The organism is Novosphingobium humi (assembly GCF_028607105.1).
In the GTDB taxonomy this organism is placed as follows: Bacteria; Pseudomonadota; Alphaproteobacteria; order Sphingomonadales; family Sphingomonadaceae; genus Novosphingobium; species Novosphingobium humi.
The window spans coordinates 661,267-677,004 of sequence record NZ_CP117418.1; the positions used below are offsets into that span (position 1 = coordinate 661,267).

The 15,738-nt window shown below is 58.6% G+C and carries 13 protein-coding genes; 7 read left to right on the forward strand and 6 right to left on the reverse strand.

Translation table 11 applies throughout. The features are described from left to right. Positions 1 to 215: 215 nt before the first annotated feature. Together PQ457_RS18840 and PQ457_RS18845 are read left to right on the forward strand one after the other, a co-directional pair. Positions 216 to 470, forward strand: a complete 255-nt coding sequence (locus PQ457_RS18840) for a type II toxin-antitoxin system prevent-host-death family antitoxin (protein ID WP_273619363.1) — start codon at positions 216 to 218, stop codon at positions 468 to 470. Beyond that, the gene (locus PQ457_RS18845) at positions 470 to 886 is read left to right on the forward strand and encodes a type II toxin-antitoxin system VapC family toxin (RefSeq protein WP_273619364.1); all 417 of its coding nucleotides are present in this window, start codon (positions 470 to 472) and stop codon (positions 884 to 886) included. The genes PQ457_RS18840 and PQ457_RS18845 overlap by 1 nt, the downstream gene beginning before the upstream one ends. A gap of 288 nt (positions 887 to 1,174) precedes the next feature. Here the strand turns inward: PQ457_RS18845 and PQ457_RS18850 are convergent, their stop codons facing one another. Next, positions 1,175 to 2,800, reverse strand: a complete 1,626-nt coding sequence (locus PQ457_RS18850; RefSeq protein WP_273619365.1) for a hypothetical protein — start codon at positions 2,798 to 2,800, stop codon at positions 1,175 to 1,177. Positions 2,801 to 2,992: 192 nt separating this feature from the next. Between PQ457_RS18850 and PQ457_RS18855 the strand changes: the two genes are divergently transcribed. Then, positions 2,993 to 4,102 carry an IS110 family RNA-guided transposase gene (locus PQ457_RS18855; protein WP_273619367.1) on the forward strand — a complete coding sequence of 370 codons (1,110 nt, stop codon included), beginning with the start codon at positions 2,993 to 2,995 and terminating at the stop codon, positions 4,100 to 4,102. Positions 4,103 to 4,406: 304 nt separating this feature from the next. On the opposite strand, the gene PQ457_RS18860 is transcribed toward PQ457_RS18855, so the two are convergent. The 5 genes from PQ457_RS18860 to PQ457_RS18880 form a co-directional block, all read right to left on the reverse strand. Then, positions 4,407 to 5,063, reverse strand: a complete 657-nt coding sequence (locus tag PQ457_RS18860; RefSeq protein WP_273619368.1) for a suppressor of fused domain protein — start codon at positions 5,061 to 5,063, stop codon at positions 4,407 to 4,409. 92 nt (positions 5,064 to 5,155) lie between these two features. After that, the gene (gene tnpC, locus PQ457_RS18865; RefSeq protein WP_420541015.1) at positions 5,156 to 6,760 is read right to left on the reverse strand and encodes an IS66 family transposase; all 1,605 of its coding nucleotides are present in this window, start codon (positions 6,758 to 6,760) and stop codon (positions 5,156 to 5,158) included. A gap of 87 nt (positions 6,761 to 6,847) precedes the next feature. Then, a complete protein-coding gene (gene tnpB / locus PQ457_RS18870; protein WP_054132008.1) occupies positions 6,848 to 7,201 on the reverse strand; it encodes an IS66 family insertion sequence element accessory protein TnpB in 354 nt (117 codons plus the stop codon). After that, complete coding sequence (gene tnpA, locus PQ457_RS18875) at positions 7,198 to 7,641, reverse strand: IS66-like element accessory protein TnpA (protein ID WP_273619370.1); 444 nt, start codon at positions 7,639 to 7,641, stop codon at positions 7,198 to 7,200. The genes tnpB and tnpA overlap by 4 nt, the downstream gene beginning before the upstream one ends. A 359-nt stretch (positions 7,642 to 8,000) precedes the next feature. Next, positions 8,001 to 9,110: an IS110 family RNA-guided transposase gene (locus PQ457_RS18880; protein ID WP_273619367.1), complete on the reverse strand. Its 1,110-nt coding sequence runs from the start codon at positions 9,108 to 9,110 to the stop codon at positions 8,001 to 8,003. A gap of 179 nt (positions 9,111 to 9,289) precedes the next feature. Here PQ457_RS18880 and PQ457_RS18885 point away from each other — a divergent pair, with 179 nt between their 5' ends. The 4 genes from PQ457_RS18885 to PQ457_RS18900 all read left to right on the forward strand — a co-directional run bounded on the left by PQ457_RS18885 (position 9,290) and on the right by PQ457_RS18900 (position 15,576). Beyond that, on the forward strand, positions 9,290 to 10,243 hold the full coding sequence (locus tag PQ457_RS18885; RefSeq protein ID WP_273619371.1) for a hypothetical protein: 954 nt from the start codon (positions 9,290 to 9,292) through the stop codon (positions 10,241 to 10,243). A gap of 94 nt (positions 10,244 to 10,337) precedes the next feature. Further along, complete coding sequence (locus PQ457_RS18890; RefSeq protein ID WP_273619372.1) at positions 10,338 to 12,185, forward strand: DUF4209 domain-containing protein; 1,848 nt, start codon at positions 10,338 to 10,340, stop codon at positions 12,183 to 12,185. A 303-nt stretch (positions 12,186 to 12,488) separates the two neighbouring features. Next, entirely contained in the window at positions 12,489 to 14,375 is a 1,887-nt protein-coding gene (locus PQ457_RS18895; protein ID WP_273619373.1) for a patatin-like phospholipase family protein, read from the forward strand. A gap of 16 nt (positions 14,376 to 14,391) precedes the next feature. Further along, positions 14,392 to 15,576: a hypothetical protein gene (locus PQ457_RS18900; RefSeq protein WP_273619374.1), complete on the forward strand. Its 1,185-nt coding sequence runs from the start codon at positions 14,392 to 14,394 to the stop codon at positions 15,574 to 15,576. The last annotated feature ends 162 nt before the right edge of the window (positions 15,577 to 15,738 follow it).

Sequence of the window (15,738 nt, forward strand, 5' to 3'; positions counted from 1 at the left end):
TCGATGGGCAGCAAGGGCGGACAATTCGGTCAGCCTGCGGATCAGCATGAGATTTGGAAGCTGATCGGCGCATAAAATTCGCAATCTTCGGCCATTTTTTGGGGTTACTCTCGACGCCAGTCCACAGCCGGGCGACCATCGGGCTGCGAAGAGATCAGATGACAGCATGCCATTTTTCCGCTATGTCGCATTGTAACGACAAGTGAGGCTGTGCCGTGACCGTGTCCTTTCTTTCTTCCCGCGATTTCAATCGTGATCCCGCGCGCGCCAAGCGTGCGGCAAAACAAGGCCCAGTCTTTGTGACCGAGCGTAGTAAGCCTGCGCTCGTCGTGCTCAGCATCGAGGAATATGAGCGTCTTGCCGGTCAGGGCCGGTCGCTTGCCGATATGCTGATGCCGGCCGAGGATCTCGACTTCCCGATGGCATTTCCCAAAGCCATGCCGGGCTTTAGACCGGCTGAATTCGACTGATGTTCCTGCTCGACACCAATGTGATTTCTGAAAGCCGAAAACTGCATTCGGGCAAGGCAGACGAGAATGTGGTCCGATGGCTTCGGGCGACCTCACCGGCACAGACCTTCCTTTCCGTATTCACGGTTTTTGAACTGGAACTGGGCGTTCGGCTGAAGGAGAGACAGGATGCCGCACAGGGTCAGGCACTGCGGCGCTGGCTCGAAACCACAGTTCTGCCGGGGTTTGCCGACAGGGTGCTCGAACCCGGCGCGGATGTTGCCCGGCGTTGCGCGGCGCTGCATGTGCCAGATCCTGCCAGTGAGCGCGATGCCTGGATCGCCGCAACGGCGCTGGAGCATGGGCTTACCGTCGTGACGCGCAATGTCGCGGATTTTGAACGTACAGGCGTGGCGCTGCTCAATCCTTGGGAATGACGTTGAGGAGGGACAGACCGGTTTGTCTCCTCTGAGCGGTAAATTGACCCAAGCTGCCGTTCATGCACCGCATTCCGAATCAGCGCTTGCAAGCACGTGTTGAGTGACACAGAAGATTGTCCAGAATTCCAAGCAAAGAGAGGTAAGCAGGCATTTATTCGATCACTTATCGCCTCGCTAGTACAAGCGGTTCCAGGCTATGGCATGCCATTTCTAACTATAGGCTGGTCAAAATGAACGATGCGCGCATGTTACCTCGACGACCATTCAAGGTGTTTTCAGCTTAAATTAGGCTATACGCTGCCAGTATCTCTTGAGAGAGACCCGATCTTCGGGCAGGATTTGGAAATAATGGGCAGCGAATTCGCCATCAGCTGCACCGATTACACGGCCTTCCGGAATATGAGCGATAATAGCTGAAAGGGCTGGATTGAACCGGCGCTTTTCCCACTCGCATTTTGCGAACAATGTAGCCACATCGACGGCATCAGGCCCGTCGAGAATAATTGGTATTAGGTGCGCGATGTCCGCAGAGGAGTTCGCGCCGATGGCTTTGGCATCGAAGATCAGAAATAGATCAGCCGTGGGGCGACAATATGGGATGTCCCTTCCCATGGTCTCGTAAGTTTCAACAAACCCGTCTTGCTTCAACTCGGCCACGGCTTCGACTAACTCCTCGAGCTTTGTATCGCAAAAGTGCTGCACCAGTTCTTCGCAATCGACAAATTCCGAAAGGCCATTAGGGGATGTTTGTGCAATCCAAAGTGCCATTTTTCGTGCCAAGAGAGAAAGGTCGAGGGAGAGCGCAGAAAGATTGTCTGGGTCATCTGGACGTGCAGGCAATGGCTTGATGGCCAGTGCCGCGTCATTTCCAACCATGGGCGACATGGTTCCGCATAGCCAGGCATCCAGCGCATCAATGACCTGCTGACCGACCGCGGCAAACTGGCGAATATCATCGCCGATAATCGCAACGGTTTCACCGACCTTCGCGTCGGGATCAAAGGGCACAAATTTGTCGTCGATGACGCCCAGATTGTGCCCGATGACATGGCGCTTCTGGATGTTGATTTTCAGGACATCCATTGCGGCCGGCGTCAGCGTGGCGAAGGGTTCGACCACAATTTCGGCAAATCTCTTGGTGGCCTTGTCGACATTCTGAAAATCATTTCCGACCCTAGGCCTGTCTTTGCCAAGCTGGTCGATCCCGTACAAATAGACAGCCTTGAGCGTGGCCTCGAAAGCCGTGAGGACATCTTCGTGGGCGTTGCCGAGAAGCCGGTAAGCCAACTCTTCCTGCTCGGCATCCAGTTGCTCGGCAATCTCGATCTGGTCAATGACCAGTTGCGTCTCACGCAAGAAATGGAGCCGGAGGTTCGGTGCCCCGCAATCAGGGCAGAAAAGCCCGATAGCGTAAACGCCGTAATCACGACCGCAATGATCGCAAATCAGTTCACGCATAAGATCAGATCGACGAAAATGGGGCTTCGGCGGCGGTCCAACGGAGGATTTCACCTCCATCTTTACGAAGGAATTTCCGGCGAATGATTTGGCCAATCCGCCAAGCATTCGGTCAAGTTCGCGATGGACGTCGACGAGCGCTGCTTGCTTGACCGTCTCGATGGCAGCATCGAGATCGTCAGGATGCAGAAATGTTGAATCATCGTCGATGACACCGCTGTAGGGACAAACCGTCTGGTTCGAACGCGGCTCCAGCTTCATGCGGTGACGCAGCTCGGTCGTTAGCGGGATGTCGGCGACAACATCCCCGAGAATGAAGTGTCGCGGCGGAGCCTTCTCGTTAGGCGAATACCGATAAACCCGTCCCGAAGGAGTCTTCGGGGCAGGAACGGAAAGCTGCATCCGGCTGGATGTGCCGCCGGTTTTATAACGGCCAAGATTGTTAAAACGCATAGCCTTATACTGATCGATGTGCAGGACCATATCAAGAACATTTTCGAGTTTACGCAGCTGGCTGTGCGGCAGGGGGGACGAATAATCGGTAAGACCGTATGTCCGTCTACGCGCTGAGTAGCTCGCCCTACACTGCGCATCCGAGGGTTTCTCGGAAGGGCCGAGTCGATCCTCATCACAGGAGGACGAGCCGTGGGACATTCTACAGAGGTTTTCGTCGGAATCGATGTCGCAAAATCGCGGAATGCTGTGGCGGTCGCGGATGGAGAGCGTGGAGGGGAGGTCCGCTATTTGGGCGAGTTGCCCGCCACGCCCGAGGCGATGCGACGGATGGTGCAGCGTTTGGCAAGCCGACATCAGCAGATGCATTTTTGCTACGAGGCGGGCCCGACAGGCTATGGCTTGTACCGGCAGATTACATCCATGGGCTATCCATGCACTGTGATCGCCCCCTCACTCATTCCCAAACGTGCCGGGGACCGGGTTAAAACGAACCGGCGCGACGCGATTGAACTGGCAAAGTTATTGCGCGCCGGCGAGCTGACAGCGGTTTGGGTACCAGACGAAAGCCATGAAGCGGTACGCGATTTGATACGGGCTCGCACCGCCGGTGTCGAAATTTTGCGCGTGCATCGCCAACAGGTCAGCGCATTGCTGCTGAAGCATGGCTTGAGCTATCCTGGCAAAAAGACATGGGGGGCGAGGCATCTCAAATGGCTGCAAGAGCAACGGTTTGATCACCCAGCGCATCAGATTGCACTGCAGGAAATGGTTGATGCTGTGCGTGTGGCGAAAGAGCGCGTTGCCCGCCTTGAGAAGGCGATCGAAGAGTTCCTCCCTCAGTGGGAATTGGAGCCGGTCGTGCGCGCCCTGCAAGCATTGAGGGGCATTGATCTCATTGTAGCCGTCACTTTCGTGACAGAAATCGGCGACATGCGTCGCTTCGATAATCCTCGGCAACTTATGGCCTACATTGGGTTGGTGCCCAGCGAACGGTCCACGGGCGATACGGTAAGGCGGGGAGGCATCACCAAGGCTGGTAATACCCGAATGCGTCAGTTGCTGGTCGAGAGTGCCTGGAGTTACCGCTACGCGCCCAAAGTGGGGGCGAGAAAGCTCTATCTGTTGGAGAAAACGGTGCCTGCGGTGCGCGAAATCGCCTGGAAGGCCCAGAGCCGCCTGTCCGCTCGCTACCGCTCTCTCACCGCCAGAGGCAAGAAAAGTACTGTAGTATGTACCGCAGTTGCAAGGGAACTGGTCGGCTTCATGTGGGCAGCCGCCCGCCAGGTTCAGCCGACCTGAACTTTGCCAGAGACCCCGCGTACAGGCGGGGGTGGGATCATCGGCAGGGGAACATCCGACGGACGTTTTGTGGCCGGCTTTGCCGACGCCCGCAGTAAGAACGGATCAGCCCCGGACGGATACTCGGAACTGCGGTATCCAACCCGCGCATCAGAGCTTGATCACCGACGGTCTAACGGTCCCACCTCCACCTGTACGCGGCTACATTCAGCGGCCGCATTCCGCGGCGGAATGCTCGCGCCCATAGTGTTGACAACGGACATCAGAGCGTCCGGCGTTGGGCTCGGAAAGGCCCGACTGAAGGCTAAAGAACCAACGAATTGCGGTTTGGATCTGTGACTGGATGGTAGCTGGCAGTCCGTAATTTCTCGATCAGGGCCGGCGAACCGTGCTCCTTTGCGAATGTCAGCTCGGCATCGGTTATCCCAGTGAAGCCGACGAGAATGACTTCCCCTGACGGAAGGGTGAACTCCTGCGGTCCATCCTCCCGTTCGACAAGCATGAGATTTCGCACCTGACAATTTGGCTGGCCGTTGATTGGGGCACGCAGTGGAATGCGATCGTGCAGAGACATCCGATCACCCCCTGGAAAGCGACCTGCGCCAAGAAGAAGGTCAAATGCGAGCATTCGCTGCAAGGTTTGGATCGCCCAATCACCCTGTTCCGACACGGAGAATGTGAATTCTACTCCGGCACCAGACTCTCCTGCTGGATCATATTCAGCAGGATCTTGATCCCACGGATTGGAGTAGCCCGATGTCACATAGAGCCATGACGGGCGCTCGGTCGTAGGAGCAAACTCGAAAACGCCGTAAAACAGCCATCTTGGGTCAATATCAGTCTGGTTAAATTGGTTCGTGAACAGATCTTGAGTAAGGGGGAAGATACCTCGGCTTACGGGACCAAACAGAGCTGGATAAGTTTCTTCCTCCCGAATCTTCCAAACAGCTTCAAGGCCCACTGGCATTCCCCCATCAAATCGCCACGAGCGGAATCATCGGTTACTGGCACCAGAAACTCAACAGCGATCTGTCGGGGCAAGCAGTAGAAGGGCTAAGCCCAATTCCACGGCAGCAGTTCGTCGATCCGGTTGATGGGATGTCCCTTGCCGACGCGGTCGAGCACGTTGGCCAGCCACTCCTGCGGATTGACGCCATTGAGCTTGGCTGTTTCCAGCAGGGAATACATGGCAGCCGCACGCTCACCGCCGCAGTCGGCACCGGCAAAAAGCCAATTTTTGCGGCCCAGGCATATCCCTCTCAGGGCATTCTCCGCCGGATTATTGTCGATCTCCAGCCTGCCGTCATCAGTGTAGGCGAGCAATTGGGGCTTGAGCTTCACGGCATAGCGCAGCGCCTCGGCCAGAGGTGAGCGGGCCGAGGCCCTGGACAGCACGTCATCGGCCCATGCGAAGAAATCCAGCGCCTTGGCTTTGGAAACCGCGCGGGCTTGATGCCGTTGTTCCGCCGGCACATCGGTAATCTGGCGCTCGATGGCGTAAAGATCGCGGATCATGTCCAGCCCTTGGCTGGCCACTGAATGCTCATCTGCCTTGAAAACGTCATGCAGCTTACGACGGGCATGCGCCCAGCAGGCGACGGGCGTGATGCGGCCCTGCTCGCGGTCTGGCGCATAGAGCCGTTCGAAACCGGCATAGGCATCGGCCTGCAGGTAACCCGCGAATGTCTTGAGGTGCTCGCGTGGCCGCTCGCCCTTGCGATCAGGGCTATAGCGAAACAGTGCTGCCGGCCTGTCCGATATGTCCCATCGTCGGTTGTCGCGCAGATAGACCCACAGCCTGCCGGTGGCGGTCTTCCCGGTCCCCGGCGCCAGCACGGGAACGGGTGTGTCGTCGGCATGAAGTTTGACGCTGGCCATGACGTGATCCGCGATCTTGTCGACCAGCGGTTGCAGCAGCCAGCTTGCCTGCCCCAGCCAGTCGGCCATGGTTGAGCGGCTGATCTCCACGCCTTCGCGGGCATAGATCTGCGATTGGCGATAAAGCGGCAGGTGGTCGGCAAACTTCGAGACGATGACGTGGGCGAGCAAGCCCGGACCGGCGCGACCACGCGGCACGGGAAGCCCCGGAGCCGGGGCCTGGCTGATGGCGTCACAGCGATCGCAGGAAAGCTTGGGCCGAACATGGCGGGTAACGCAGAAGCGGCCGGGGACATATTCCAGCACCTCGGTCACGTCCTCGCCCAGCTTGCCCATCGTGCCGCCACAGGCAGAGCAGCCGTCGGCATCCGGCGCGGGGTGCATCACCTCGTCGCGGGGAAGATGGTCGGGCAATGGCGCACGGCGCGGCTTGCGTGGGGTAGCCTTGGTGGGCGCATCATCGGGCACGTGGCCTTCGACCACGCACTCGGCATGGGCATGCTCGGCTTCAAGGTCTTCCAGCGTCAGTTCAAGCTGATCGGCCTGAAGCGCCATGCGCTCGGAGGATTGGCCGAACTTCATGCGCCGAAGACGGGCCAACTGAACCTTGAACTTCTCGATCTGCAGCGCGGTCAGCAGAATCGAGTTTTGCGCCACCTCCAGCTTCTCGCGGGTCTCGTCATGGGCGGTTCGCTCGGCGGCCAGCGCCTGCTCCGAAGCCGCCGCACGCGCGAGCAGGGCGGCGGCAAAAGCGCGCAACTCTGCAGGATCGGCAGGCAGTTCGAAATCGTCGGGAGACACGCTTCCCGCTAGCAGAATCCGCCCCTTGGCCCAAGCAAAAAGCCTGGAATTGCGCCAATTATAATCTCAAAGTTGGGCTGGTGTGCGGGGCGGTTCGGGTGCCACCGTGCGCCGCCAATCCATCGCCTCGATCAGCAAGGCGAACTGGGCTGGCGTCAGCACAACACCGCCCTCGATCAAGGGTGGCCACACGAAACGGCTGCGTTCCAGACGCTTGGCGAACAGGCAAAGCCCGCTGCCATCCCAATGCAGCGCCTTCAGGTAATTGCCGCTCTTGCTGCGAAACAGGAAAACATGACCGCCGTAGGGCTCGACCGCGAACAAGGGGCGCACCAGCGCGGCAAGCCCATCAAAGCCGAGCCGCATGCTGACCGGCTTGCTCGCCAGATAGACCTTGGTGCCCGGCGCCAGCGAGATCATGCCACATCACGCAAGGCGCGCAGCACCCGCGCCAGTGCCTTCTCGTTGACGTAGCTGTCCACCGACAGGCGGATGCCGCTGGGCAGATCGATGTCAATCGCACCGGGTCGGGAGCCGGGATGTGGGCGGGTCAGTTCTTCGGCGGTGGTGTGCTGCACCGGCGCAGGCTGTGGTGCCATCGGCTTGGGGGCAAGCGCTTGGCCTGTCGGTTCAGCCACCGAGCCATAGGCGATGAATTGCAGCGGTTCGCTGGAAAGCTTCTCCGCCTCTCGGCGCATCCGCCGCCAGCCATGGATCAACCCCGGCGACATGCCCAGTTGCTTGGCCACGCCCACGATCGTCGCCTTGGGCTCGTCGCACATCGCGAGAACCGCCGCACGCTCCTCATCGGAATACCGGCGGCGGCGCTCCACCCCGGTGATGATCTCAACCCTGTCCAACGCACTCTCCTTACGCAGTGCGAATGGACACTGCGTAAGGCGCGCTCATCGCGATGGCGCATCAACCTGGCAACACGACCGACGCCGGACGCTCTGATGTCCGTTGTCAACACTATGGGCGCGAGCATTCCGCCGCGGAATGCGGCCGCTGAATGTAGCCGCGTACAGGTGGAGGTGGGACCGTTAGACCGTCGGTGATCAAGCTCTGATGCGCGGGTTGGATACCGCAGTTCCGAGTATCCGTCCGGGGCTGATCCGTTCTTACTGCGGGCGTCGGCAAAGCCGGCCACAAAACGTCCGTCGGATGTTCCCCTGCCGATGATCCCACCCCCGCCTGTACGCGGGGTCTCTGGCAAAGTTCAGGTCGGCTGAACCTGGCGGGCGGCTGCCCACATGAAGCCGACCAGTTCCCTTGCAACTGCGGTACATACTACAGTACTTTTCTTGCCTCTGGCGGTGAGAGAGCGGTAGCGAGCGGACAGGCGGCTCTGGGCCTTCCAGGCGATTTCGCGCACCGCAGGCACCGTTTTCTCCAACAGATAGAGCTTTCTCGCCCCCACTTTGGGCGCGTAGCGGTAACTCCAGGCACTCTCGACCAGCAACTGACGCATTCGGGTATTACCAGCCTTGGTGATGCCTCCCCGCCTTACCGTATCGCCCGTGGACCGTTCGCTGGGCACCAACCCAATGTAGGCCATAAGTTGCCGAGGATTATCGAAGCGACGCATGTCGCCGATTTCTGTCACGAAAGTGACGGCTACAATGAGATCAATGCCCCTCAATGCTTGCAGGGCGCGCACGACCGGCTCCAATTCCCACTGAGGGAGGAACTCTTCGATCGCCTTCTCAAGGCGGGCAACGCGCTCTTTCGCCACACGCACAGCATCAACCATTTCCTGCAGTGCAATCTGATGCGCTGGGTGATCAAACCGTTGCTCTTGCAGCCATTTGAGATGCCTCGCCCCCCATGTCTTTTTGCCAGGATAGCTCAAGCCATGCTTCAGCAGCAATGCGCTGACCTGTTGGCGATGCACGCGCAAAATTTCGACACCGGCGGTGCGAGCCCGTATCAAATCGCGTACCGCTTCATGGCTTTCGTCTGGTACCCAAACCGCTGTCAGCTCGCCGGCGCGCAATAACTTTGCCAGTTCAATCGCGTCGCGCCGGTTCGTTTTAACCCGGTCCCCGGCACGTTTGGGAATGAGTGAGGGGGCGATCACAGTGCATGGATAGCCCATGGATGTAATCTGCCGGTACAAGCCATAGCCTGTCGGGCCCGCCTCGTAGCAAAAATGCATCTGCTGATGTCGGCTTGCCAAACGCTGCACCATCCGTCGCATCGCCTCGGGCGTGGCGGGCAACTCGCCCAAATAGCGGACCTCCCCTCCACGCTCTCCATCCGCGACCGCCACAGCATTCCGCGATTTTGCGACATCGATTCCGACGAAAACCTCTGTAGAATGTCCCACGGCTCGTCCTCCTGTGATGAGGATCGACTCGGCCCTTCCGAGAAACCCTCGGATGCGCAGTGTAGGGCGAGCTACTCAGCGCGTAGACGGACATACGGTCTTACAATAATCGCGTCGTCTAGCAATATTCCCGAACCCACCCTTGGTTATGCCTGTGAACACCTGATAGACTTGGTAGAATGGCAAAGCTAAAATCGGAACGCCACCATTGGTGGCCGGAATGCATTTCGAAGCTCTGGGCTGACGACGAAGGCTTCGTCGGCCAGATGATGCCGAACGGCGAAATCCGACGGCTAAAGCCTAAGAATATCGGGGTGATCGGCAACGGCCACCATATCAAGTTGAGCGACGATCCTACCGTTGACAGTCCTTGGGATCAGTCCTTCGAGCCTGAATTCGACAGGGCGGATTCTGCGTTTCCCGGCCTGATTGCGTGGCTGGAAACGCTTGAACGTTGCGACCCGCCATTTGAGCGCGCGCGCGCTGAGCGTATTGTGCGTCAACCAGTCAGCGATCAACAGTTCGCCACGCTGATTGAGTGTCTGGTGTCACTCGCCGTCCGCAGTCCGCGATGCCGCAGTCGGGCTGTTTCATTGGCCGAGCATTTCCGCGGACCTTTGCCTGAGCACGAACGAAATAGCCTTATCGGCTTGAACATTCGCAACGCGCAGCGCGACGCCGTCAAGGAAATCTCAGGTCGAGGCAAGGCCATGGTACTCTATTCGCCCGAGAGGGAATTTATCTATGGCGACGGTTTTTACAATAATATGCCTATCCCTGTCCAGCATTGGCATGGTCCCAAGCTGCTGGTTCCTTTGACGCCCGCCATCGCCGTTCTGTTCGCGCGACCTATGCAATACATGACAGAGCCAAGGCTTGTGACCCTAGTGCTTGCACAGGCAGAAACGGAAAAGCTGAATCACGCCATCCAGATTTATGCGCGACAATTTCTCTTCTTCCGTACCGAACAGCCAACGCTCGACAACGCCTTCGCGCAGGGCAAGCACCTGATCTTCGCAGATCACCGGAATCCCATTGAACTCCTGATTCATGCAATCCCTGGCGTGCCGCCACGAGATACAAGTCTGGATTTCTTGCTTGATATGCCGCGTGGAAAGGTTGAAATCCTATAGCTTACCCCAGAAGCTTCGGCCTGCGGATGAGGCGAGCAGCGTCCCCCGAGATAATCCTATTCATTTTGTCGGAGAGCATGGGATAATCGGCGGCATGAATGTTGAACCCGAAATGTCACTCGCGACATCGGGCCTCGTGGTCCCTGCGTCGATCGACGCAGTGATTGCCGATTTTGAGAGCCGGCGAGATGCCTACACCGCGATGGACGTGCGGTCGGCCCTGACGGTTGCGCGACAGGCACTGGAAACGCCTACAGAGGCTGAACACAAGGGAGCGTGGGCGGAGCATCTTGCTTTCAGCCTGGTCGGCAACGACCATCACGAAAAGCCTTGGGGAACATGGTTTGGTCCGATTGGCTCCGGCACCAGAGCCGATGGATCGATTGTCTATTTTCCCGACGTGACCGAAGCTGACGCGGCAATTCTCGACCATTGGAAGGCGCGCGCCATGAATTGTACCGCCGCCGTGCTGGTCGCGCGTTACAGTGATCTCGTTTGGGATTTGGGTAAGCTTCTCGCTAACAAAAATCGGGACGTCGCCTGGGGGCGAAAGGCCATTGATGCCTATCTGGAAATGTCTGGGCAAAGCGGACGCGACGTGTACGACGCTTTCGCCAAAGCCGAGCGTGCGTTGATGCTTGCCATACAGATTGCCGATGCCGAACGTCGGGATGCGACGCGACATATTCTGCTGTCACTTCACAAGGCGGCGGTTATCTCCGGTGGACCGTGGTGGCGGGCACCTGATTATTTCCAGACACAATCCAAATCCGGCCTGACCGCCGATGAAAATTTGCAGATCATTGGCGACCTCGAAGCTGTGCTGGCGCGCACTTCCGATGCGTCGGCGTCCGATACCTTCAACCCGCACGACGCTGAACGTGCTGCGAATATGCTGATTAGCTACTGCAAACGAATGGGCGAGCAAACGCGCGTTAAGGCGCTCCATGTAACGGTTGCCCGCACCTTCGAGCATTTCGGGAGCATGGCCGATGCGATGCTGGCCTCACTAGTTCTCCAAACAAGCATGGATGCATATCGCCAAGCTGGCATGATTGATGATGCAAACAGGATTCTGCACCTGGTCGAAGCCGCCAACCTTGCGTCGACAGAGCAGATGACAGCCCATGAGCACAGCATTGAGATCCCCAAGAAAGATGCCGAGGCTTTTCTGGGTCAGATAGTCGCAGGGACAAAGGAGCAAACTTTCAGCCGCCTCGCCGGGAATTTCATGTTGCGGCGCGCGGAGATTGAGGCCGTTCTGGCCACGGCGGCGAAGAATTTTCCGCTCTCGACAAACATTCCGCAGACTATGCTGCAAGGCGAGCGCATCGTCGCGCAAGTCGGGTCGCTCGATGATGATCCGGTTGGCCATTTGATGATGCAGGCTAACCGCCACCTCGGGCTTCACGCGCCGTGGGTCCATTGGGCTGTTGATCGGGCGTGCCAACACCATGTGTTGACCAGTGATGACATCGTCCAATTTGCCAACCGTGCCGGGCTGTTCGGAGACGGCTTGCTGCTTGATAAGGGCGTCAAAGCCTGGCTCTCGGACGATCATTCGAAAGCCTTGCACATCCTCGTGCCGCAGGTCGAAGCCGCGTTTCGTTTGATGATGAGCAAACTTGGTAGACCTACCACGAAGCCCCATCCTCAGATGAAGAAAGCGCGAATGGTCAGTACACTAGGCGAATTGCTCTTCCAGGAGGAGACGGCCGAAGCGCTTGGTTCCTATGGCGCGGACATGGTGCTTCATTTGCACACCCTTTATGCCGATCCACGCGGTCATAATCTGCGAAATGATCTCGCCTATGGAATTCTGCCGGTAGCGAGCATCAATTCGACAACCTGCCTTTGGGTCATCCAAACTTTGCTTCTGTTCGGACTCTGGGTGGAGCGGACGCTCGCCAAGACCGATCAAACCGACAATTCTGGAAATTGAATTGGGTTCGGCGCTATCCAGCCGTTCAATGTCTTCAGTTTCCAGTGGCTGTAACGGAGAAAATTGCCCCCCATCGGCTACATTCCACCCACCGAGGCCGAGGCAAAATGCTATTCAGCCATAGAGACCCTCGACATGGCCACATGACTCAATTCAAAATGCCTTCGCGACAGCCGGGGCGGTTCAGTCGCCGCTCTATAACGGAGTCGAAGCCCTGTTTAATTAGAGACCGAGATGTTCGATTTATATCGAACGGTAGCGCAATTGCGGTTAAAAGTCCCGGAGGCATTTAAGGGGGCGGCCATGAAATACTGCGACCTGGTGATGAAGGGCGGCATTACGAGTGGGATCGTCTATCCCAATGCCGTATTAGCGCTTGCACGCGACTATCGCTTCAAGAATATCGGTGGCACGTCAGCGGGCGCAATTGCAGCGGCGGCGTCCGCTGCGGCAGCCTATGGTGATCGCTGCAAGGCGGCGAAGCAGGCGCTCCAGCGCCCCGCCGATAGGGTCGGTTTCGAGGGCCTCGAGGTCGTCGCCAAGCAGCTCGCCAGCGAAGGCTTCATCTACAAGCTGTTCCAGCCCGCCCGGGGAGCCGGCAGCGCCTATCGGTTGCTAGTTCGCTTAACCGGCAACGCGAGCACGGTAAGCAAGGGCGCTGCGTTGATTGTTGCAGTTGTCACGATCGCGCCAATCGAGATGGTCCTCCTTCTCGCGGTACTGTTCGGGATCGCCTTCCTAGCCGATGGCAAGCACGGCCTTTGGGCAGCGGCGTTGCCTGCCATCCTCTGCGCCTATATCGGGGGCATAATTGCCGCGCTTCTCCGGGTCGCCCACGTCGTCCGGGGCAATCTGCTGGGCCTTTGCAGCGGGTTGCACCGAAAGCGTTGGTTCGGGAGAGGTGAACCGGCACTTACCGACTGGCTGCACAGTGTCTTGCAAGATCTTTCGGGCAAACCGTCAGCCGAGCCTCTTACTTTCTGCGATCTCTGGAACGCCCCGCGGTACGAGGATGAGCCCAAGACGCCCAAGGCGCTTGCTCTCCAAATGATCACCACCTCGGTCTCGCATCACGAGCCTAGGACCCTGCCATTCGAGAATGGGCGCTTCTGGTTCCGTCACGATCAGTTCGCCAAGTTGTTCCCAGCCGATATCGTCGCTTGGCTGGTCGAACGGGCGGGCGAGCCGATCGCATGCGATGGCGGCCAGTTCTACCGGCTTGTCGACGGAGGTGATCTGCCGGTGCTTGTCGGCATGCGGATGAGCCTAAGCTTTCCACTCTTGATCAGCGCCGTCCCGCTCCATGAACCTGCGAACTGGGATACGAGTCCAGCGACCGAAACCTCAGATGCGGCGAAGGGTGATGAGGGGGAAAATCCGACGGAGCGAAGCATCCTCGACAGCACTGACAGTCTCACTAGCGGCGGCCGGCGTGCGGCGGGACGGACCATCACGGGTTTTCGGGTGTGCTGGTTCTCAGATGGCGGGATCAGCTCCAACTTTCCCGTCCATCTGTTCGACGCACCGCTGCCGGTCTGGCCGACATTCGCGATCAACCTAGTCTACCCCGGGCCCAACGACGGGCCAGCGCCCGAAATCGCGTTACCGACGAGCAACAACGCCGGCTGGCAACGTACCTATCAGTCGATCGCGAAGCCGGTCGCCGCAGCCGAGATCGCGAGCTTCCTGTTCGGGATCATTGGCACGATGCAGAATTGGCGTGACCTCCTGCTTGCCCGCGCGCCGGGGCAGCGCGATCGCATCGTTCCCGTACCGTTGGCAAGTGATGAGGGCGGCATGAACCTCAATATGCCGCAGAAGATCCTAACCAGCATCTCTGAGAAGGGCACTAAGGCGGGCGGGGCCTTCGCCGCATTTCCGTTCGACAATCACTACTGGATTCGTTGGCGGAACCTCGCCTCCGCGCTGCAACGCTACACGATCCGGATTGCCGATAACGCAGACTCGAAGCCGCCAATCGCGGACTATGCTAATGCCTATAGGACGGCTCGGACCGGCAAGCCGTCCCCGCCTTCTTATCAGTTCCGTTCGACTGATCGACAGGAGGCTGCCAAGGCGTTGCTCAAGTGCCTGGAGGAGCGGGGCAAGGATTGGGAGGACTTGGGCCCGGATTTCACCGTTGGAGCGCCGCGCCCGCTGCCGCAGATGCAGATCTCTCCAACATTCTGAGCCGAGGATCACTGCGATGACTTGGACGAGCAAGATTAAGGACCTCTCGCTGCACAGCGCCACGGCCCATCCGACTGGCGGCAGCGGGATCGTCGGCCGAGTGCCGGGCGTTAGCAAAATCAATTTTGGGCCTCTCGATCTCTATGGCGCCGCGGCCCGCTGCGGGCATCTGCATGCGATCAATCCGGCGCTGGTGACACCGGAATCGCTGATGATCGCGGCTCTGGTCGAGCAATATGTTGATGATGTAAGCAGCGATTTCGCGATCCTGAGCGGCGCCGCGAACTTCAAGGATTTCGTCAAAAGCTATTTTGCTGGGACGGTCGCATCGGGCCTCGCTTATCTCCAGATGATTAACGAGGGTTATGTATGGTCCGATCATTTCGAGAATGTCGGGGGCGGCAATACGGCGGTCGCAAAGTCGCCCGATTTTGTGTTCGACGGACCGGGCACGGGCGTGGCGCTCGTTGAGTCAAAGGGAACGCGAAGCGCGCGACTGACCGCCTTCGATGGCACAGTCGACACCGGCTATACTGATCAGGTCGAACCGCATCTCGGCTTCACGGTCGGCGGTGCAAACGCGTCGCACGGTTATTGCATCGGCGGCTGGCTGACCTCGACGACCAAGGCCGAACTGCTCATCCATCATACAGCGGTTCCAGTTGCGGTCGGTGGCGGTGGGTCGAGATCACAGCCGTCGAGCACGATTCAGCGCCAGAACTATGCCACCGCCTTCACGCTTGCCCACAGCGCACAGCTCGGAGAGCAATTGCGTGGAGGCGAGGCGGATGGTCGCTACGACGTTCCATTCCTTCGCATCGAGTGGGGCGGACGCTCATGGCTGACCGGCCTTGCATCGCTAGGCTGGCCAGCATGGCGGTGGGACGACGAATTTGCACGGCTTCCCCCATCCATCTCCCAGCGTGCGCGACGGCGCTACTTGTTCGGGCAGCGCCTTCCGATTTTCGCAATCGAGGAGACAATCGCCAGTGCGGTCCTTGGTCGATTCCTGTCGGTCGACAGCGCATCGGCTGATTTTGCAATCCAACCGATCGACAGAGAAGTTGACTTTGTGACACGCGCTGACGACGGTAGTCAATCGGGCGCCGTCTTTCCGGACGGCTTGGCAGTCATTCGCTCCGACTTCAGGATCGAGAATCCGATCGTCTGGGATCCGAAATCTAGGCAATTCCGAGCATAGCTTACCAGTTCAAGCATACAGCCTTTTTTCCATGTCTGCTTCCGCTGAAAGGCATCATCAGCACATTGCCGCAGGAACGGCGGGAAGGTCCCAGCCCTCGTCCCTCAAAAGCCTCGCGGCGACGGTGAACGAAAGACTGCGTCCGATGCCGCCGCCCAGGCC

What these genes read in the sequence shown, in the direction of transcription:
- PQ457_RS18845 (WP_273619364.1), top strand. Translation starts at nt 470, where the DNA reads ATGTTCCTGCTCGACACCAATGTGATTTCTGAAAGCCGAAAACTGCAT.
- PQ457_RS18850 (WP_273619365.1), bottom strand. Translation starts at nt 2,800, where the DNA reads ATGCGTTTTAACAATCTTGGCCGTTATAAAACCGGCGGCACATCCAGC.
- tnpB (WP_054132008.1), bottom strand. Translation starts at nt 7,201, where the DNA reads ATGATCTCGCTGGCGCCGGGCACCAAGGTCTATCTGGCGAGCAAGCCG.
- PQ457_RS18885 (WP_273619371.1), top strand. Translation starts at nt 9,290, where the DNA reads ATGGCAAAGCTAAAATCGGAACGCCACCATTGGTGGCCGGAATGCATT.
- PQ457_RS18890 (WP_273619372.1), top strand. Translation starts at nt 10,338, where the DNA reads ATGAATGTTGAACCCGAAATGTCACTCGCGACATCGGGCCTCGTGGTC.
- PQ457_RS18895 (WP_273619373.1), top strand. Translation starts at nt 12,489, where the DNA reads ATGAAATACTGCGACCTGGTGATGAAGGGCGGCATTACGAGTGGGATC.
- PQ457_RS18900 (WP_273619374.1), top strand. Translation starts at nt 14,392, where the DNA reads ATGACTTGGACGAGCAAGATTAAGGACCTCTCGCTGCACAGCGCCACG.